Source organism: Longimicrobium terrae, from assembly GCF_014202995.1.
Classification (GTDB): domain Bacteria; phylum Gemmatimonadota; class Gemmatimonadetes; order Longimicrobiales; family Longimicrobiaceae; genus Longimicrobium; species Longimicrobium terrae.
The window spans coordinates 59,526-77,928 of record NZ_JACHIA010000024.1 but is presented as its reverse complement, the minus strand read 5'-3'; the positions used below and the strand labels follow the sequence as shown (position 1 = coordinate 77,928).

General features: G+C 70.3%; 15 protein-coding genes, 3 tRNA genes and 1 pseudogene. 4 read left to right on the top strand and 15 right to left on the bottom strand.

Translation table 11 applies throughout. The features are described from left to right. A pseudogene (locus HNQ61_RS24885) lies at positions 1-249 on the top strand (hypothetical protein); the annotation flags it as partial. Positions 250-305: 56 nt separating this feature from the next. On the opposite strand, the gene HNQ61_RS24880 reads toward HNQ61_RS24885, so the two are convergent. After that, positions 306-1,085: a L,D-transpeptidase family protein gene (locus HNQ61_RS24880; protein WP_170039104.1), complete on the bottom strand. Its 780-nt coding sequence runs from the start codon at positions 1,083-1,085 to the stop codon at positions 306-308. Between the two features lie 173 nt (positions 1,086-1,258). Beyond that, on the bottom strand, positions 1,259-1,627 hold the full coding sequence (locus HNQ61_RS24875) for a hypothetical protein (protein ID WP_170039106.1): 369 nt from the start codon (positions 1,625-1,627) through the stop codon (positions 1,259-1,261). Positions 1,628-2,124: 497 nt separating this feature from the next. On the opposite strand from HNQ61_RS24875, the gene HNQ61_RS24870 reads away from it, so the two are divergent. Continuing rightward, positions 2,125-3,789, top strand: a complete 1,665-nt coding sequence (locus HNQ61_RS24870) for a hypothetical protein (protein WP_170039108.1) — start codon at positions 2,125-2,127, stop codon at positions 3,787-3,789. Positions 3,790-3,798: 9 nt separating this feature from the next. Here HNQ61_RS24870 and HNQ61_RS24865 read toward each other — a convergent pair whose 3' ends face one another. The 4 genes from HNQ61_RS24865 to HNQ61_RS24850 form a co-directional block, all read right to left on the bottom strand. Further along, positions 3,799-4,515, bottom strand: coding sequence for a phytanoyl-CoA dioxygenase family protein (locus HNQ61_RS24865; RefSeq protein WP_170039110.1), 717 nt, complete (start codon positions 4,513-4,515; stop codon positions 3,799-3,801). 91 nt (positions 4,516-4,606) lie between these two features. Next, positions 4,607-4,681 (bottom strand) — tRNA-Val (locus tag HNQ61_RS24860). Positions 4,682-4,774: 93 nt separating this feature from the next. Next, a tRNA-Glu gene (locus HNQ61_RS24855) sits at positions 4,775-4,847 on the bottom strand. A gap of 79 nt (positions 4,848-4,926) precedes the next feature. After that, positions 4,927-4,997, bottom strand: a tRNA-Cys gene (locus tag HNQ61_RS24850). A gap of 210 nt (positions 4,998-5,207) precedes the next feature. Here HNQ61_RS24850 and HNQ61_RS24845 point away from each other — a divergent pair. Further along, complete coding sequence (locus HNQ61_RS24845) at positions 5,208-6,827, top strand: hypothetical protein (protein ID WP_170039112.1); 1,620 nt, start codon at positions 5,208-5,210, stop codon at positions 6,825-6,827. A gap of 115 nt (positions 6,828-6,942) precedes the next feature. Here HNQ61_RS24845 and recN read toward each other — a convergent pair whose 3' ends face one another. The 8 genes from recN to HNQ61_RS24805 form a co-directional block, all read right to left on the bottom strand. After that, positions 6,943-8,616, bottom strand: coding sequence for a DNA repair protein RecN (recN, locus tag HNQ61_RS24840; RefSeq protein ID WP_170039114.1), 1,674 nt, complete (start codon positions 8,614-8,616; stop codon positions 6,943-6,945). Positions 8,617-8,753: 137 nt separating this feature from the next. Continuing rightward, positions 8,754-10,142: a magnesium transporter gene (mgtE, locus tag HNQ61_RS24835; RefSeq protein WP_170039116.1), complete on the bottom strand. Its 1,389-nt coding sequence runs from the start codon at positions 10,140-10,142 to the stop codon at positions 8,754-8,756. A 40-nt stretch (positions 10,143-10,182) separates the two neighbouring features. Then, on the bottom strand, positions 10,183-10,632 hold the full coding sequence (ybeY, locus tag HNQ61_RS24830; protein WP_170039117.1) for an rRNA maturation RNase YbeY: 450 nt from the start codon (positions 10,630-10,632) through the stop codon (positions 10,183-10,185). Continuing rightward, positions 10,625-12,913 carry an HD family phosphohydrolase gene (locus HNQ61_RS24825; protein WP_170039118.1) on the bottom strand — a complete coding sequence of 763 codons (2,289 nt, stop codon included), beginning with the start codon at positions 12,911-12,913 and terminating at the stop codon, positions 10,625-10,627. The genes ybeY and HNQ61_RS24825 overlap by 8 nt, the downstream gene beginning before the upstream one ends. Further along, positions 12,910-13,908 carry a PhoH family protein gene (locus HNQ61_RS24820; RefSeq protein ID WP_170039119.1) on the bottom strand — a complete coding sequence of 333 codons (999 nt, stop codon included), beginning with the start codon at positions 13,906-13,908 and terminating at the stop codon, positions 12,910-12,912. Before HNQ61_RS24820 ends, HNQ61_RS24825 begins: the two co-directional genes overlap by 4 nt. Positions 13,909-14,149: 241 nt before the next feature. After that, the gene (gene aspS / locus HNQ61_RS24815) at positions 14,150-16,018 is read right to left on the bottom strand and encodes an aspartate--tRNA ligase (RefSeq protein ID WP_170039120.1); all 1,869 of its coding nucleotides are present in this window, start codon (positions 16,016-16,018) and stop codon (positions 14,150-14,152) included. Beyond that, entirely contained in the window at positions 16,015-16,407 is a 393-nt protein-coding gene (locus HNQ61_RS24810) for a VanZ family protein (protein ID WP_170039121.1), read from the bottom strand. Before HNQ61_RS24810 ends, aspS begins: the two co-directional genes overlap by 4 nt. After that, a complete protein-coding gene (locus HNQ61_RS24805) occupies positions 16,407-16,865 on the bottom strand; it encodes a fructose PTS transporter subunit IIA (protein ID WP_170039122.1) in 459 nt (152 codons plus the stop codon). The genes HNQ61_RS24810 and HNQ61_RS24805 overlap by 1 nt, the downstream gene beginning before the upstream one ends. Before the next feature lie 167 nt (positions 16,866-17,032). On the opposite strand from HNQ61_RS24805, the gene rlmN reads away from it, so the two are divergent. Beyond that, the gene (gene rlmN / locus HNQ61_RS24800) at positions 17,033-18,139 is read left to right on the top strand and encodes a dual-specificity RNA methyltransferase RlmN (RefSeq protein ID WP_170039123.1); all 1,107 of its coding nucleotides are present in this window, start codon (positions 17,033-17,035) and stop codon (positions 18,137-18,139) included. Between the two features lie 21 nt (positions 18,140-18,160). On the opposite strand, the gene HNQ61_RS24795 is transcribed toward rlmN, so the two are convergent. Further along, the gene (locus HNQ61_RS24795) at positions 18,161-18,403 is read right to left on the bottom strand and encodes a hypothetical protein (RefSeq protein ID WP_183685838.1); all 243 of its coding nucleotides are present in this window, start codon (positions 18,401-18,403) and stop codon (positions 18,161-18,163) included.

Genomic DNA, 18,403 nt, shown 5'->3' with positions numbered 1-18,403 from the left:
TCCATCCCGATCATCCATCCCGATCATCCATCCCGATCATCCATCCCGATCATCCATCCCGATCATCCATCCCGATCATCCATCCCGATCATCCATCCCGATCATCCATCTCGATCATCCATCTCGATCCACCATCTCGATCATCCCATCCCGATCACCGATCCCGATCATCTATCCGATCACCTCATCCGATTATCCCATCCCGATCGCCTCATCCTGATCGCCGCTGCGATCATCCTGTCCGGATAGCAGACCGCCCCGCCCGGCGCGTGGCCGGACGGGGCGGAAAGTGTGCGGGCGCAGTGCTATCGGTCCGCGGAAAGCCCGGTGCGGCGCAGGCCGGTAAATGCATCAGCCAGCTTTACGCTCAGCGGCCCTCGCGTCGTGCCGGCCCGCTGCAGCAGTGCGCGGACCTGCGCGCGGTCGATGGAACGCGCATCGTATCCCGCCGCCAGCAACGCCTGAATCACGCCTTCGCTGTGCAGGCGGCTGCGGTTGTAGAAGTCGGGATACACGCGCACTTCATCACCCTCCACCACCACCGGCTCGTAGCGGATGGCGAGCGGCACCGGCGCGCGGAAGCTGGACCAGCGCGTGGTGGTGGAGCGGCGCAGGATGCCGTCGATCTCCGCGGGCGCCACCGTCGGCTGCGCGTGCTCGTGCAGCAGGCGCGCGAGTTCCACCACGTCGCGGTTGCGCATGCGGACGCACCCGTGCGAGGCCGGAGCGCCGATGTTGGTGGAATCGGGCGTTCCGTGGATGTAGTACAACGGTGCAAAGAAAAGCTTTACGCGCCCCATGGGATTGTTGGGGCCGGGCGGCATGAACTCCTTGTCGCGCGCCCACTCCGACGTGGTGGGCGGGCGCCACGAGGGGTTCCACTCCGCGCGTTCCACGTTGAAGGTGCCGTCGGGCGTGTCGTGCCCGGGCATGCCGACGGAGACGCGATAGGTGCGCAGGACGCTGTCCCCGTCCAGCAGGCGAAGCCGGTTTTCGGGGATGTTCAGATCCAGCCGCATCTGCGCAGCCGCCGGAACGGCAAAGGCGGCGCACGCGAGCGCGACAAGCAGGCGAGAAAGCTTCACGAGATTACGGCCAGTGCGGGAAACGTTGAACGTGCCAGCAATATAAGGCATTGAGCCGCACAGATCTACGAGGCGGGACCGGATTGGATTCAGCGGCGGCCGGCGCGTTCCGGACACGCCGGTTTTCCGCGCCGACGGCGGCGATGGGCCACGGCCGGCCGCGGGCCGCCTCGTCAATCCGCGGCGGCGTCGCCGGGCGGGTGATGGCGCGCGGCGCTGCGCTGGCGGGCGTAGGCGTGCTCCACCGTGAGCACGATGCTGTGCGCGCGCTCTTCCGGCACATCCGCCAGAAAGACGGCATCCATGCGGCCGTGAGATCCCGGGCGAAACACCACGTGCGCCCCGCCGATGTCGGCGCGCAGCACGTCGTCGTCATCGCCGCCGCGAAGTTCCCGCAGGCTGGCGCGAAGTGCGTCCGCGTCCTTGATGCGCGTGGGAAGTGTGAACTCGTGGCCCGGCACCAGCGGCGCGCGGTGCAGGGCTTCGGGAAGAGGGTCGGCGGCCGCGATCAGCAACGGAATCCAGAAGCGTGAGTCGGTCATGTGCGTCCAGAAAGCGCGGCGCGGATGCGGCCGTGGGAAACGGCTCATCCGCGCGGAGGGACCAGTGTACACCTGCACCGCGGATTCGCTCCCTTCGGCGTCGCAGAAGTTGGAGGGCGGAATCCAACTGCACGCGTTGTCCCCGCGTGCCGCCGCGGCTACGTTGGCGTCTACGCAGAAAGGCACTCGCGCGGATCTGCGGAACGCCGTCGCAGGATTGCTTTCGGCGCGCCACCGATCCACCGATCCACCGATCCACCGATCCACCGATCCACCGATCCACCGATCCACCGATCCGCGACGACCGGCGCCACGCCTCTGCAGGGATTCGAGCCCGTCGCGCCGGCGGATCAGATCATCGAAGACCACGCCGCGCTCTCCGCGATTCCCCTCATCCGCTCCACACGGCCACTGCCTTGAGCCGCGCCACACGCACCTCGCCCCGGCGGTCCTCCCCACCGCCGCCGCCGCCTCCCCGGGCAAGCCTCGCCCGCCGCGTGCGCGACGCCGTCGCCGCGCATCCCGGGGCCGTCGCGCTGGGGTTCGCCCTGCTGCACCTGGCCATCGTGCACCAGGCGCTGATCCCCACGCTCCACTTCGGGGGCGACAACGCGGCGTACCTGGCGCTCGCCGAGTCGCTGCGCGGTGGGGGCTACCGTGAGCTGTGGGACCCCGCGGCACGCAGCCACACGCAGTATCCGCCCGGCTTTCCGCTGATTCTGGCCGGCGCGATGACGCTGGGCGTGAAGCCGTGGGTGGGGTTCAAGGTGCTGGTGGGGTTCTTTGCCGCCGCGGCCGTGGGCCTCTCCTATCTGTGGGCCCGCCGCGTGGCGGGAACCGGAACGGCGTTCGGCGTCGCGGCCATCCTCACCGTCGGCCCGGGCGTGGTGGACCAGGGACGATGGGAGTTCTCCGATCCGCCGTTCTGGGCGATGACCATGCTGGCGCTGTGGGCCTTTTCCCGCCTCGCGCCGGCGACGAACGATCATCCGGAAGACGCCACCCCCGCTATCCGCCGAGCGTGGATCGCGCCGGTTGCGCTCGCGGCGGGGGCCACGCTGGCGGCGTACGTCACTCGCTCCGCCGGACTGCCGCTGGTGGTGGCCGCCGGGGGATGGCTGGCGTGGCGGCGGCGCTGGCCGGCGCTGGCGCTGTTCGCGGCGATCATCGCCCCGTTCGGCGTATGGTGGTGGGCGCGGGGAAAGGCGTACGGCGCGCCCGGCTACACCAGCTTCCTGTGGTACGTGGACCCGTACCGGCCGGTGCTGGGCAGGGTGGACGCGGCGGGCTTCATCCATCGCGTGGCGTCAAACATCGGCGTGTACACCAGCCAGCACCTTCCCAGCCTGCTGACGGGATGGATCACCGGCACGCAAGCCCTGCTGCTGGGGACGGCGGTGGTGCTGCTGGCGCTGGCGGGGTGGATCATGCGCATGCGGCGCCCCGACGTGGCCGAGGTGTGGCTGGCGCTGTACATGGGGCTGGTGCTGGTGTGGCCGCGTGAGTGGGCCGGCGAGCGCTTTCTGCTCCCCGCCCTGCCCATGCTCCTGGTGTGCGCGGCGGAGCCGGTGCGGCGGGCGGCGGCGCGCGTCCGCATGCCGGCGCTGGCGGGCGGGATGGGGGCGCTCGTCATGATCCTGGCCATGCCCACGCTGCGGCTGGAACTGCTGGACGCGCGCATGTGCCGCGCGGAGTACGGCCCGGAAAACCCGTATCCCTGCCTGAAGCCGGCATCCTCGGACTACCTGGGGCTTGCGGCGTACCTGCGGGGACGGCTTCCGCAAGGCTCGGCGGTGATGGTGCGCAAACCGACGCTGTTCTGGGCGGAATCCGGCTACGCGGCGCGCGTGTATCCGTTCAGCGCCGACCCCGACACGCTGTTGGCGGCGGCGCGCGAGGCCGGCGCCAACTACGTGCTGCTGGACTACACGGACGCCATCTCCACCCTGTACGTGGCGCCCGTGCTGATGCAGCGCCCGCAGGCATTCTGCGTCATGCGCGCGCTGGGGCCCGGCCGGGCGACGCTGCTGGCCATCCGGCCCGGTGCCGAGCAGATGCCCAACCTGCGCGGCCGGCCGGGCGCGGAAACGGCGGATGTGCCGTTCAGCAGCTGCACGCGGGAATTCTGGGAGCAGCGCCACCCGGCTCCCCCGCCCGGCTGAGCGCCCCGCCTAACAGCGCCCGTGCCACTCCAGCCCGCCCGGCAGGTCGCCCGCGGCAAACTCCAGGTGCACCACGCGGCGGTGGTCGGGGACGGTGGATGCGGACGACGCATGCAGCAGCAGCGGCCGCATGACCAGCGCCCCACCGATGGGCGAGGTGCACGGCACCGCGTCATTCCCATCCCGCCACTCGTCGATCTCCTCCGGCGAGAGCCGGCCGTGCAGATGGGACCCGCCAATCACCTGCACCGGCCCGTTTTCCGTCCCGCACGGATCCAGGTGCACGCGCACGGTGAGCATGTCGCGCAGAACCTCCGCCGGCGGCTGCACGTGCGTGATCCCCGCCTTTTCGGACCACGGACCAAAGCCGGGCACCTCGCGCCTCTCGCGCACGGCGATGGTGAGGTCCTGGTGCCACGCCACCTTCCAGTTGGCGTCCGGCGTCTTGTCGAACAGGATGCCGCGCACGGCGAAGCACTCCGCCCCCAGCACCGGCTCCACCAGCGCGCGCGCCGCGGCGCTCCGGGCCAGATCGCGGACGGCAGGCACCGCCTCCAGCAGATTGCGCACGGCGTGTACGCTGCCGCGCCGGCGGATGGCGCCGGGCCCGTCCACCGCCGCGAGTTCATCCAGCAGCACGGCCACGGTCGCGGAATCGGCGACGTTCTCCACGATCGCGAACCCGTCGCGGCGAACGGCGGCGGCATCATACCCGGTCAGCGTCATGAGAGCAGCCTCGGCAGAGGGGATGGGACGATCGGGAATGAAGACGCAGAAAAGCCCCGCCGCAATGCGACGGGGCTTTTCTGGAGCAAAGTGCTCGCTATAGGATTTGAACCTATGACCTCTCGCGTGTGAAGCGAGCGCTCTGGACCAGCTGAGCTAAGCGAGCGTATCGCGGGCCGGAGGTTATCCGCGCCCGCGCCGGAAGGTGGGCTGCTTCCTGCGGGGACCTGACCCTTTGCCCTCCAGATCTTTCAAACCATACCCCGTACGGGAATCGAACCCGTGTTTTAGCCTTGAGAGGGCCATGTCCTAGGCCACTAGACGAACGGGGCACTGCGGAACTCAACCAGTTCCGGAACCTAACCGCCCGGGAACGGACCGTCAACCGGCCCTCCGGACGAGCACAGCCAGAGGCGCCGCCCGGATTCGAACCGGGGGTCGAGGATTTGCAGTCCTCTGCCTTACCACTTGGCCACGGCGCCAGCACACTCGCTGCAGATCTAAAGCCGACAACCAACGCCGTCCCGCGCAGCAAACGCCCGGCAAATGTATGGGCGCCTCCCCGGCCCGTCAACCCCGGCGGTGGAGCAATTGCGGCCTTCGCGCCGTTTGACACGGCCCACGGGGGGCGCTAGCCTCCCCGCGCACCACACGCGTTTTTTTCTGATTTCTACTTTGACCGCATCGTGCGGATGAAATACAGCTTCCGCCCCGCGCTGGCGCTCGCGCTCTGCGCCGCCCTGGCGCCCGCCGCCGCCCTGGCCCAGGACACCGAGGCGTGGGTGCTGCGCCGCGGCATGGTCGAGGTGTCGGCCAGCGGCGTGTTCACCCATCACGACCGCCTGCTGGGCGAGGGCAATCCCGGGCTGGGCAGCGCCTTTGCCGCCCCGTTCGGCGAACTGGCCGCGCGCGCCACGGCCGACTCGCTCGCCCGGCTGGACCCGCGCCTGCGCGCGCTGTTCTCCACGCTGGAGGGCGCCGCGTCGCGCCCGCTCTCCGAAGGCCTGACCGTGGGCGAGACGACGTTCCGCACGCGCGTCACGCAGCGGCGCATTCCCTTTACCCTCCGGTACGGGCTGCGCGACCGCCTCACCGTGTTCGCCACCGTTCCGCTGGAGCGGCGCGGCACCAGCAGCCTGGGACCGTACCTGGTGGACGGCAACGTGGGGCTGAACCCCAACGTGGCCGTCAACACCGCCGCGCTCGACTCCATCGGCGGGGGCTTCGCGGACGTGGGCCGGTCGACGCTGCTTCCCCTGCGCGGCAGCCCCACCGGCGACTCGCTGCAGGCGCTGCTGCGGGCGATGGACGAGGATACGCTCATCCTCCCCACGCGCCCGCTCAGCTTCGCGGACATTCTGGGCAACCCCGTGCTGAACGGCCGGCTCGCCGCGGAGGAGGTCGCCGCCTTTGACTCGCTTTCCGGCAGCCGTGGCTACCAGTTGGGCGACGTGGAGGTCGGCGCGCGGCTGCTGCTGCGCGAGGGACCTCCGGGGTGGCCGAACCCTGACACGGTTTCCGCCATCGGCGTGCGGTCCACCGTGGGCGTGCGTGGCCGATTGCCCACGGGACAGAGCGCGCAGACGGCGCTGACGGAGTTGGTGCCGGGCGGCGGGCACTTCGGCATCGGGGTGGACCTGCTGAACGACGTCTTCGTTTCCAGCCGGTGGATGGTCAACACCGTGGTCACGGCGGACGTGCTCTTTCCCGCAGACGTGCAGCGGTACGCCTTTACCGCGACCCGTCCTTTCCCGGCGGATACGGCCATTCGCACGCTGCAGCGGTCGCCCGGATCGCGCGTTTCGCTGCAGCTGCTGCCGCGCTGGCGGCTGACGCAGCAGATTTCATTCGCCGGGCAGTACGCGTTCACGCGGATGGGCGAAACGACCTACTCCGGCGCTGACGTGCTCGCCTCGCCGCTGGAGTCGGTAGGTGCGTGGACGGCGCACGCGGCGGGGCTGAACGCACGGTACAGCTCGCTGCGGGCCTACGCGCTGGGCAAGGCCAAGGTGCCGTTCGAGGTGGATCTGGGGTGGCAGCGCACCTTTGCGGGCGGCGGGCTGGCGCCGCAGACGGGGCAGATCCGGGTGACGGGCCGCTTCTTTCCCACCCGCGCGCTCCTGCCGCGCGACACGCCGCCGCCCCCGCTTCCGGCGGATACCACGGCGGACAGCACGGCCCCGGTGGTCACGCCGCCCGCGACGCCCCTGCCGGCGCCCTCTATCGATCCGGCCGCGCCGCCGCTCACCACACCGCGGCCCGTCGTCGTGCCTCCCGCGGAGACGCCACGCCCCGCGCGGCCGCCGCGCTGAACACCGTTTCACGCGGAGGCCGCGGGGGTTCGCGGAGGTCGCGGGGAACGGAAACAAAGAGGGGCAGCGGATCATCTCCGCTGCCCCTCTCGATCGTTGTCCATCCCGGCTGCGGTCAGACCCCGACGCCGCGCTCCAGCAGTTCGCGGGCGTGCTCCAGCGACACGGCGCTCTCCGGATCGCCGCCCAGCATGCGGGCGACTTCCTGCACACGTCCGTCGGCGTCCAGCGGCAGCACTTCCGTCGTGGTGCGGCCGTCGCGTTCGCCCTTGCGCACCAGCAGGTGCACGTGCGCGCGGCTGGCGATCTGCGGCAGGTGGGTGATGGCGAACACCTGATGCGTCTCGGCCACGCCGCGCATCTTGTCGCCCACCTGCAGCCCCACCTTGCCGCCGATTCCCGCGTCCACCTCGTCGAACACCAGCGTGGGAACGCTGTCCAGCCGCGCCAGAATCGTCTTGAGCGCCAGCATGATGCGCGACATTTCGCCGCCGGACGCCACGTACGACAGCGGCTTGGGCTCGAACCCGCGGTTGAGCGACACGCGGAACTCCACCTCTTCCGCCCCGGATGGGCCCGTCTGCGCCAAGGCGATGGCCTCCGCGCGGAACACGCCGCCGCTCATCCCCAGCTCCGGAAGCACGCCGCTCACCTCCTCCGACAGCCGCGCCATGGCCGAGGTGCGCGCCTCCGTCAGCGCGCCCGCGGCCGCGGACAGCGTCTCCTCCGCGGCGGCCAGCTTCTTTCGCAGCCCGCCCAGCTCCCACTCCGCGCCATCCACCAGGTCCAGCTCCGCGCGCGCGGCCCGGCCCACCTCCATGACCTCCTCCACCGTCTGGCCATACTTGGCCTTGAGGCGAAAGATCAGGTCCTGCCGACGGCGGTTTTCTTCCAGGCGCTGCGGATCGTGCTCCACCGTGGCGGCGTAGCGCTCCATGCGGTCGCCCAACTCCTGCAGCGCGTAGTAGGCGGCATCGTACAGTTCGCGCACGGACTCCTGCGCGCCGTCGATCCGCACCAGCTGATCAATCTGCCGCCGCAGCGACGCCACCTCTCCCAGCAGCGCGCGCTCGCCGCCGGTCACCGCCTCCGCCAAGCCGCCGCTGATCGCCTGCAACTCCTCGGAGTGGCTGAGGCGCCGCGCCTCGTCCTCCAGCTCCTCTTCCTCCCCCGCACGCAGCGACGCGGACTCGATCTCCTCCGCCTGAAAGCGCAGAAAGTCCGCCCGCTGCGCCGCCTCGCGCTTGCGCGCATCCAGCGAGTTGATGTCGCGCCGCAGCCCGGAGGCTTCGCGGTGCGCCTCGTGGACCGCCGCCAGCAGCGTGGCGTGACCGCCGTACGCATCCAGAATGGCGCGCTGGTCATCGCGCTTGAGCAGCGTCTGGTGCTCGTGCTGGCCGTGCAGGTCCACCAGCGTGCGCCCCAGTTCGCCCAGCACCGCCGCGGTCGTAGGCGAGCCATTGACCCACGCGCGGTTGCGCCCCTCACGCGCCACCTCGCGCTTCAGAACGAGCACGCCGTCCTCGTCCGGATCGATGCCGCGCTCCTCCAGCACCCGCGCCACATCGTCGCGCCCGGCGACGTCGAACACACCCTCCACGGACGCACGCTCCTCGCCCGCGCGCACGACGTCCGCCGACGCACGCTCGCCCAGCAGGAGCGAGAGTGCGCCGACGATGATCGACTTGCCCGCGCCGGTTTCGCCGGTAAGCACGTTCAGCCCCGGCCCTAGACGGACGGAGAGGCGGTCGATCAATGCGAAGTTGCGGATCCGAAGCTCGGAAAGCATGAGCGAAGATACACCGAAAGGTGGACGGTGTTCAAGGGGGAGCCGCGACCGCGTCGTCCGGACTTCCACGGTCCGAATCAGCCCGACTCGCTGATCCGTCCCTATTCCCCATTCCCTATTCCCTTCCTGCCCGTCCCTTACAGAAGCAGTTCGGTCGCCAGCCCCAGCAGCAGAAAGAACCCGCACATGTCGGTAAACGTCGTCACGAAGATGGACGACGCCACCGCCGGGTCCACGCCCAGCCGCTCCAGCACGGTAGGCACGAACGCCCCCGCGAAGCCGCCGACGGTCAGGTTCAGCAGCATGGCCAGCAGCACCACCACGGCCAGCAGCACGTTCGCGCCCGTGGCCATGCACAGCAGAAACGCGGCGCCGGACGCCACCAGCCCCGTGGCCAGCCCGTTGGTGGCGCCCACCAGGAGCTCCTTGCCCACCACGTTCCACGGCGTGCCGCTGCGCTCGCTGCTGAGCGCCAGGCGCCGCACGGTAACTGCCAGCGCCTGCGTTCCCGCGTTGCCGCCCATTCCCGCGATCACCGGCATGCACACGGCCAGCAGCGACACCTTGCTCAGCGTGTCCTCGAACAGGTAGACGACCGACGCGGCGGAAAAGGCGGTGAGCAGGTTGATGAACAGCCAGGGCAGCCGCAGCCGAACCGCGTCAACCCATCCGCCGCGCACCTCTTCTTCGGCGGACACGCTCACGAACTTGAACAGGTCCTCCGTAGACTCCGCCTCGATGATGTCGATGACGTCGTCGAACGTGACCCCGCCCAGCAGCCGCCCGCCCCCGTCCACCACCGGAATGATGGTGAGGTTGTACTTGGATACGACGCGCCCCACCTCTTCCTGGTCCGTCTCGGGAAGAACGACGGCGATGGGGTCCTGCACCAGTTCGCGCACGGAGGTGGACGGGTCCGCCGTCACCAGGTCGCGCAGCGACACCGTCCCCTGCAGCACCTCGCGCTCGTCCACCACGAAGACGATGCCGTAGAACTCGTCCATCCCGTGCGCCTGCCGCCGCACCTCGTCAATGGCCTGCGCCGCCGTCTGGTTCACCCGCAGCGTGACCAGCTCGGCCGTCATGATGCCGCCGGCCGATTCCTCGTCGTACGCCATCAGGTCGCGGATGTCGCCCGCGTCCTGGTGCGGCAGCGCGGCCAGCACGCGGTCGCGGTCGGCCGGCGCCATTTCGCCGATCATGTCGGCGGCGTCGTCGTCCGAAAGCTCGGCGACCACGGCGGCGATCTGCACGGCGTTCAGCGCGGCGAGCGAGTCCTCCGGATGCTCGTCGGGCTCCATCTCCGCCAGCGCCTCGGCCGCCAGCGCCGGATCGTCCGGGGCCAGCAGCTGCAGCACGCGGACGCGGTCCTCGTCCTCCAGCTGCTCCAGCAGGTCCGCCAGGTCGGAGCCGTGCTGAATACCGTCCAGGAACGCGCGCAGCCGCGCCTCGCTTCCCCCCTCCAGCAGGTCGCGAAGCTCGTCGATGGGGTCCACGTCGAAATCGGCGGCGGAGGTCGCCGTCATCAGGTCATCTGGTGGGGGCGGAAAGAGAACGGAATGCGCCTCAGCGGGCGCCTTCGGCCAGAAAGTCGCGCAGCAGCGCCTCCTGCCGGCGGAACATGTCGGAGTCGGCGCGCTCCGCGCCCTCGGGGTGGTCCCAGCCCAGCACGTGCAGCGTGCCGTGCACGGCCAGCCGCAGCAGTTCCTCGGCCGGGTCCGCGCCCAGCTCGGCCGCCTGCCGCGCGGCCTGCGCGGCGCCCAGGTATACGTCGCCCAGCGGCGGCTCGCCGGGCTCGTTCAGGTTGAACGAGATGACGTCGGTCACGTAGTCGTGGTCCAGCCACTCGCGGTTGAGCTGGTGGATGGCGTCGTCATCCATCAGCGCGACGGAAATCTCTCCCTCGCGCACCCCCTCCGCCCGCAGCACGTGGCGCACCGCGGCCTCGATGCGCGCCGGGTCCACCGGGGCCGCGAGCCCGTCCGCCACGCTGACCTCCACTTCGATCTCATCCATTCGCCGCTCCCTGTGGCTCCGGCGCCGCGGCGCCCGGCTGGTCGGCCATTGCCTTTTCCGGCGCGGAGGCGGGCGGGTAGTCCAGCCGCTGATGATACATGCCGCTCAGCACCTTGGCGAGCACGTCACGGGTGATGTGGATCTCCCGAAGTGTAAGCGGAGATTCGTCCAGCTGCCCCGCCGCGATCTTGCCGCCCACGATGCGGTCCACCAGTTCGCGGATGCGCTCCGGAGTGGGATCGTGCAGCACCCGCGCGGCGGATTCCACCGAGTCCGCCATCATCACCACGGCGATCTCGCGCGTCTGCGGCCGCGGCCCGCCGTAGCTGAACTCAGCCGGGTTCAGCTTCGCCGACGGATCCGCCCTCCGCGCCTGCTCCATGAAAAAGGAGATAGGCTGCGTTCCGTGGTGCTGCGCGATGAAGTCGCGCACCGCGGGCGGAAGCCGGTACTCCTGCGCCAGCCGCACCCCTTCCACCACGTGGCTGCGCACCACCTGCGCGCTGGTGGAAGGCTTCAGACGGTCGTGCGGATTGCGCCCGCGCGGCTGGTTCTCGATGAAGTACAGCGGCTTGGTGATCTTGCCGATGTCGTGGTAGTACACGCCGACGCGGGCCAGCAGCGCGTTGGCGCCGATGGCGTTGCACACCGCTTCCGCCAGGTTGGCGACGGAAATGGTGTGCGCGTACGTCCCCGGCGCCTCCAGCGACAGCCGCTGCAGCAGCGGGTGCTTGGGGTCCGCCAGTTCCATCAGCGTCTGGTTGGTGGTCACCCGGGTGAACCACTCCGCCAGCGGCAGAAAGCCCATGGCCAGCAGCGTGCTGCCGATGCCGTTCACCGCGCCCCAGGTGATTCCCCAGCCGATCTCCCCCGCCCCGCGCGACCGCATCAATCCAACGGCGAGCACGCACATGGCGTAGGCAGCGGCCACCAGCCCGATCAATCCCCACGCCTGAAAGCGGCGCTGCGCCATCCGCAGCCCGAACGCCGCCGCCGCGCCGGCGACCGCCGCCTCGAACGGAACCGTCATCCCCACGAACGGCGCCTGCCCGCCCAGCAGAAGCGCGAGCACGAGCGCGAGAACCAGCGCCAGACGGCCGCCCCACAGCACCGCCGCCAGCAGCGTGGCAAAGGGGATGGGGATCAGCTCCGGCGGCAGATCGTAGTGCGCGATGGGCGACGAAATTCCCGCCACCGCCAGCACCAGCACGCCCAGAAAGATCACCGCCCGGTTGTCGTGGTAGATGGCCGGCCGCACGATCAGCAGCAGCGCGCCCACGATCATCAGCAGCAGCGCGTTGAACAGAATGCTGCCCAGCGCGCGGAACCCGGCGATCTCCGGCCCGCCCTGCGCGGGGCGGGCCTGCAGCGCCGCCTGGTACGCGCGCAGCCGCTGCACCTCGCGCTCGCCCACCTGCTCGCGCGCGCCCACGATGCGCTGCCCGGGAAGAATGCGCTCACCCACGGAGTCCACCGCGGCGCTGGCGCGCGCCCGGGCGGCCGTGCTCAGCCGCTCGTTCTCCGCCAGGCTGGGGCGAAAGTAGCGAACCAGCAGCAGCCGCTGCAGTTCCGCCGCGTCCACGCCGGCCGCGTCGGGAAGACGGGCCTGCGCCGCGCGGTAGAACTGGTCCGCCGTGTACAGCGAATCCGCCGCCAGCAGCCGTTCACCCCCCGCCAGTCCGCGCACCCGCACGGCGGAGATCCCCGCCAGCTCGGGGGACGACACGGCCACGCCGCGCGGCAGAAGCTCACGCACGGCGGACTCCGTCGCGCCCCGCAGCAGCGCGCGGCGCACCGAATCCGTCAGCACCTCCAGCGCGCCCAGCGTGGTGGGAACGCGCGCCCGGTCCAGCGCCCCGCGCACCGCCTGCGCCTCTCCGCCCGGCGGGCTCAGCGCCAGCGCCGAATCCACCGAGGCCAGAAACAATCCCACTCCCGCCAGCATCGTGTCCGCCGCGCCGGGGCGGTAGTCGAACACGGGGGGAACGCCGCGCGCCGCCTCGTCGCGCTCGCGCGCAAGCTCTTCCGGCGACTTGGGGACGCTGAAGGCCACCTGCGCCACCACCTCGTCCCGCGCCACCACGCCCCGCTCCATCACCGGCACGTCCGACGTCTGCGCGCCCGGAAAGAGCGCGTACACGCCTCCCGCCACGGCCAGCAGCAGAAGCAGCCTCAGGCCGTGGTGCAGTGCGGCGCCCCACGCGGAACGCCGGACGGGCTCGGCGGGCTCGCGGGGAACGGCGCGGCGGTCGGGAGGGGGACGGTCCCCGGACCCCTTCATGCCGGGGTCGGGTCCTCCGACGAGGATTCGCCCCGGGCGGCGTCATACGCCTGGATGATGTCCTTTACCAGCCGGTGCCGGATGACGTCCGCCCCGCGCATGTACGAAAAGGCGATTCCCTCGATGCCCTTGAGCACCGACTCCACCTCCACCAGCCCGCTGTCTTCGCGGCGGGGAAGGTCGATCTGCGTCTTGTCGCCGGTGATCACCGCCTTGCTGTTCATCCCCAGGCGGGTGAGGAACATCTTCATCTGCGCGCGGGTGGCGTTCTGCGCTTCGTCCAGGATCACGAACGCGTCCTGCAGCGTGCGTCCGCGCATGTACGCCAGCGGCGCGATCTCGATGGACCGGCTCTCCATGGCCCGCCGTAGCCGGTCCGGCGGAATCATGTCCTCAAGCGCGTCGTACAGCGGGCGCAGATACGGGTCGATCTTTTCCTGCAGGTCGCCCGGAAGGAAGCCCAGGTTCTCCCCCGCTTCCACCGCCGGCCGGGCGAGGATGATGCGCTTCACCCGCTTCTTGAACAGCGCGTCCACGGCCATGGCGACGGCCAGGTACGTCTTGCCCGTACCCGCCGGCCCGATGCCGATGACGACGTCGTTGTTCTCGATCGCTTCCAGGTACTTGGCCTGCCCCTCGCTCTTGGGGCTCACCGTCTTCTTGGGCCCGGGCACCACCACGCGCCCGGCCGCGTCCGCAAGCCGGCGCACGCCGTTTTCCGATCGCGACGCATCCAGGTAGCGAGACACGTCGTCCGTGCCGAACGGCACGCCGTTGCGCGCCATTTCCACCATGTGCTGGGCGACGGGAACCGCGCGCTCCACGTCGCGCAGGTCCCCGCTGAGCAGCAGGTGGTCGTCGCGCAGCGCCACCCGCAGGTTGGCCAGGCGGCCCAGTTCCAGCAGGTTGGCGTCGTTCACGCCGCTCAGCGCCAGCGGGTCGGCGCGGTCGGCGGGAATGCGGTGCTGCACGCTGTTGTTCGCAGTATCAGGCATCGAACTCCGATCTTCGTTCTGGCTTCTATGTTCGTTCGATCACGCCGCACGAGCACGGCGCGATCCGCTGGATTCATCTTTTTCCGCCGTCGCCGGGCAGCAGAGCATCGCCGGGAGTGCAGAGGGAGCGAAAACGCTCAGCACTCACGCACCCCGCACTAACGCACCCCTCAACGCCGCAGGGGCGAGGAATTCCCCGCCCCTGCGCTGATGGTACACCGAACGTGCCGCGGGGTGCGGACTACCCGGCGGTCGGGCGCACCTGCACGTGCACCTCGCGAAGCTGGTCGTCCCCGATGGCGGTGGGCGCGTTCTCGAACAGCGCGCGCGCGGACGTCGTCTTGGGAAAGGCAACCACGTCGCGCAGGCTGGACGCGCCGGCCAGCAGCATCACCAGCCGGTCGAACCCGAAGGCAAAGCCGGCGTGCGGCGGCGCGCCGAAGCGGTACGCCTCCAGCAGGAAGCCGAACTTGCCCTGCACTTCTTCCTCGCTCATCCCCAGAGCGGAGAACACCGCCTGCTGCACCGCGGGGATGTGGATGCGCACCGATCCGCTCGCCAGTTCATTGCCGTTGTACACGGCGTCGTAGGCGCGCGACCGCAGCCCCATTGCGTACAGCTTGCGCGCCGCCTCGCGGGAGGGCATGCCGTCGCGCGTGGCGTCGAGGATGGCCTGCACCGCCTCGCCCTTGGGCATGCTGAACGGGTTGTGCGCGTACACCAGCCGGTCGTTCTCCGCGTCCCAGTCAAAGACGGGGAACTCGGTCACCCAGAGCCACGCGTGCGCCGCCGTGTCCACCAGGTTGAGCTTGCGGCCCAGGTGACGCCGCAGTTCATCCAGCGCGCCGTCCACCTCCGGCCCGGAGGCCTCGCTCTCGCCGCGGAACCAGCCGACGACCGCTACGAACAGGTCGCCCGCCTCCAGTTCCGCCGCCTGGTAGAAGTCGCTGGCCCGCGCCTCGTCCAGCCCCTTGGCGAACTGCCCGGAGAGCCCCTCGTCGCCGCGCTTTACCCAGAGCGCACCCGCCGCCCCGCCGCGCTTGGCCACTTCCTGCAGCTCATCAAGCTCCTTGCGGGAAAGCCGCGCCCCGCCGGGAACCCGGATTCCGCGAATGCTCTGCCCGCTCTCCGCCGCCGCCTGAAAGATGCGGAAGTCCGCGCCGGAAAGCACCTCGGTGACGTCCACCACGAACAGCGGGTTGCGCAGGTCCGGCTTGTCGCTGCCGTAGCGCGCCATCGCCTCGTGGTAGGTCATCCGCGGAAAGGGCGTCGGCAACTCCACGCCCAGGATCTCGCGGAACACAGCCGCCATCAGCTGCTCGCCCGTGCGGAACACGTCCTCCTCGTCCACGAACGCCATCTCGGCGTCGATCTGCGTGAACTCCGGCTGGCGGTCGGCGCGCAGGTCCTCGTCGCGCAGGCAGCGCGCGATCTGGAAGTAGCGGTCGTACCCGCTCACCATCAGCAGCTGCTTGTAGATCTGCGGCGACTGCGGCAGTGCGTAGAACTCGCCGGGATGCACGCGGCTGGGCACCAGAAAGTCGCGCGCCCCCTCAGGCGTGGGCTTGGTGAGCAGCGGCGTCTCCACCTCCAGAAAGCCCTGACCCGACAGATACGCCCGGGTGGCCTGCGCGGCGCGGTGCCGGATGATCAGGCTGTTCTGCAGCGCGGGGCGGCGCAGGTCCAGGTAGCGGTAGCGAAGCCGCAGATCCTCCGCCGGGAGCTCTTCGTCCGCGGCGTAGTCCACCTGAATGGGGAGCGGCTCCGACCGGGTGAGCACGGTCAGCCTGGCCCCGCGCACCTCCACGTCGCCCGTGGCCAGCGCGGCGTTGTGCTGCCCCTGCACCCGGGGAAAGACCACGCCTTCCACCTGCACCACGTCCTCGGGGCCCAGGCGGCGCGCCTCGGCCAGCACGTCGGCGGGCGTCCAGTCCGGGTCAAACGACACCTGCACGATCCCTTCGCGGTCCCGCAGGTCCACGAAGACGATGGCGCCCAGGTCGCGGCGGCGGTGCACCCAGCCGGCGACGGTGGTGTGGACTCCGGCGTCGGCGGCGCGAAGCGAGCCGGCGGCGCGGGTGCGGTACGCGGTGGTGAACGGATCCGTCATGCGCGAAGAGAAGGGGCGCGTGCCTCCGCCGCGTTCACGGACGGGGCGGAGCGGCGGGCGCGCCAGCGTGTGTACAGAAAGACGGCGAAGCAGACGCCCAGCGCGTCGGCTACCCAGTCACGAATGTCGGGAGAGCGCCCCGGCACGAAACTCTGGTGAATTTCGTCGCTCGCGCCGTACAGCACTCCCAGGATCACGGCCACCCCGGGGTGCAGCGCCGAGCGGTGCGCCGCAAAGGCCAGCAGCCCGCCCAGCAGGGCGTACGCCCCGAAGTGCAGCACCTTGTCGGCGCCGCTTACGCCCGGCACCGGAACCGAACTGCGCCCGGAAACCAGGTAGATGGCGACCGCCCAGGCGAGCGCGGGAATCCAGGGCAGCAGCCGGCGCATCAGAGCGCCTCAGCCTCCGCCAGAAGCGCCATGAACTCGTCGGCGGACTGCGCCGCCACCAGGCGCTCGCGAAAGCCGTCGCGGCGCACCATGCGCGAAATGCGCGACAGCGCCTTTACGTGCTGCCCGGCCGCGTTCTCCGGCCCCACCAGCAGAAACATCAGCCGCACGGGCTGCCCGTCCAGCGAGTCGAAGTCCACCGGCTCGCGGGTGACGCCCGCCGCCATCACCAGTTCCGGCACCGAGTTGCTCTTGCCGTGCGGGATGGCGACGCCGCTTCCCACGCCCGTGCTCAGCAGTTCCTCGCGCTGGCGAACGGAGGCCAGCACGCCCTCCGCGTCGGCGACGGCGCCTTGATCGTGCAGCAGCGCCACCAGTTCCTGCAGAAGATCCTGCTTGGAACCGCCCCGCAGGGGGACGCGCACGCGTTCGGGAGTGAGCAGCTCGTTGAGCAGCACTGCAAGCCTCAAGGCCGGGAAACGGACAGGCCACGCCATGGCGTGGCCGGGTGCGGAGCTTGCAAAAGCTAACGCTCGCGCCAAATGCCGACAAGCACGCGGGGAACATGGCGGCGCGTGCGGTGAACTACCCGGTTTGCACGCGCCCAGCATCACGGAACGCACGGATGATCGCCACCGCCCAGCCCACGCCCGTTTCAGCCCTCGCCGACCTCGTGGGCCTGCTGCCCGAAGTGGCGGAATCCGCGCTGCGCGAGCACTTCACCGGCCGCCGCCAGCCGGCGTACCGCGTGGGGCAGGTGCTGCGCTGGCTGTACGAGCGCGGCGCGGCCGGCTTCGCCGAAATGAGCGACCTGCCGCAGGCGGAGCGCGCGGCACTGGCCGAAGCATTCTCTTTCACCGCGCCCGAGCCGGCCAAGATCTCCCGCTCCGTGGACGGCACCGCCAAGCACCTGTGGCGCCTGGCCGACGGAGAACTGATCGAGTCCGTCCTCATCCCCACCCCCACGCGCCTGACGCTGTGCATCTCGTCGCAGGCGGGGTGCGCCATGGCGTGCACCTTCTGCGCCACCGGCTGGGCGGGATACCGGCGCCAGCTTTCGGCCGGCGAGATCGTGGCGCAGTTCCGCGGGGCGCGCCGCTGGGCGCAGGAAAACGGCTACGACGACATCACCAACATCGTCTTCATGGGGATGGGCGAGCCGCTCATGAACCCCAAGGCCGTGTTCCCCACCCTGGCCATCCTGAACCGCGGCTACAAGTTCGGCGCGCGCCGCATCACCATCAGCACGGTGGGCGTGGTGCCGGGCATTCAGCGGCTGGCGGAGATGCCGGAGCAGTACCGCCTGGCCGTGTCGCTGCACGCGCCCAACCACGAACTCCGGCAGAAGCTGATTCCGCTGGAAAAAAAGTACGACATCGACGAACTGCTGGACGCCCTGCGCCGGTTTGACGCGGCCGGCGGAAAGCGCATTACGTTCGAGTACGTGATGATCGACGGCGTCACCGACCTGCCTGAACTGGCGGACGAGCTCGCCCGCGTGGTCCGGGAGTTCAACGCGTTCGTGAACCTCATTCCGTTCAATCCCATTCCGGGCACGGAGTGGAAGCCGAGCCGCCGCGCTCGGCTGGACCTGTTCGTGGAGCGGCTGGGCCGCCAGGGGATCAGCGCCGCCGTCCGTGAATCGCGCGGCAGCGACATCGCCGCCGCGTGCGGCCAGCTTCGCGCCGAGGTCACGCAGGGCCGCGCCCCGGTGCAGATGGGCTCGATCTAGCATTCCCGCGGCCCGCACCGCTCATCCCGCCGACACGGCGAGGGTGCGGGCGCGCAGGATCTGGTTTTCCAACTGCAGCACCAGCACCTCTCGGTCCTTTTCTCCCGCCTCGCGCACCTGCGCCACCTCCAGCGACACCCGCTGCACCGCCAGCGCCAGATCGTGAAGCTCGCGGCGGATTTCCCTGATCTCCTCGCGGTTCTGGCGCAGGTCTTCGGCCAGCCGCAGCAGCGTGCGGGTGGTGTCGAGCACTTCCTTCCACAT

Excerpts from the sequence above, each read along its gene's own strand:
- HNQ61_RS24875 (WP_170039106.1), bottom strand. The coding sequence starts at position 1,627 with ATGACCGACTCACGCTTCTGGATTCCGTTGCTGATCGCGGCCGCCGAC.
- HNQ61_RS24865 (WP_170039110.1), bottom strand. The coding sequence starts at position 4,515 with ATGACGCTGACCGGGTATGATGCCGCCGCCGTTCGCCGCGACGGGTTC.
- HNQ61_RS24845 (WP_170039112.1), top strand. The coding sequence starts at position 5,208 with ATGAAATACAGCTTCCGCCCCGCGCTGGCGCTCGCGCTCTGCGCCGCC.
- recN (WP_170039114.1), bottom strand. The coding sequence starts at position 8,616 with ATGCTTTCCGAGCTTCGGATCCGCAACTTCGCATTGATCGACCGCCTC.
- mgtE (WP_170039116.1), bottom strand. The coding sequence starts at position 10,142 with ATGACGGCGACCTCCGCCGCCGATTTCGACGTGGACCCCATCGACGAG.
- ybeY (WP_170039117.1), bottom strand. The coding sequence starts at position 10,632 with ATGGATGAGATCGAAGTGGAGGTCAGCGTGGCGGACGGGCTCGCGGCC.
- HNQ61_RS24825 (WP_170039118.1), bottom strand. The coding sequence starts at position 12,913 with ATGAAGGGGTCCGGGGACCGTCCCCCTCCCGACCGCCGCGCCGTTCCC.
- HNQ61_RS24820 (WP_170039119.1), bottom strand. The coding sequence starts at position 13,908 with ATGCCTGATACTGCGAACAACAGCGTGCAGCACCGCATTCCCGCCGAC.
- aspS (WP_170039120.1), bottom strand. The coding sequence starts at position 16,018 with ATGACGGATCCGTTCACCACCGCGTACCGCACCCGCGCCGCCGGCTCG.
- HNQ61_RS24810 (WP_170039121.1), bottom strand. The coding sequence starts at position 16,407 with ATGCGCCGGCTGCTGCCCTGGATTCCCGCGCTCGCCTGGGCGGTCGCC.
- rlmN (WP_170039123.1), top strand. The coding sequence starts at position 17,033 with ATGATCGCCACCGCCCAGCCCACGCCCGTTTCAGCCCTCGCCGACCTC.
- HNQ61_RS24795 (WP_183685838.1), bottom strand. The coding sequence starts at position 18,403 with ATGTGGAAGGAAGTGCTCGACACCACCCGCACGCTGCTGCGGCTGGCC.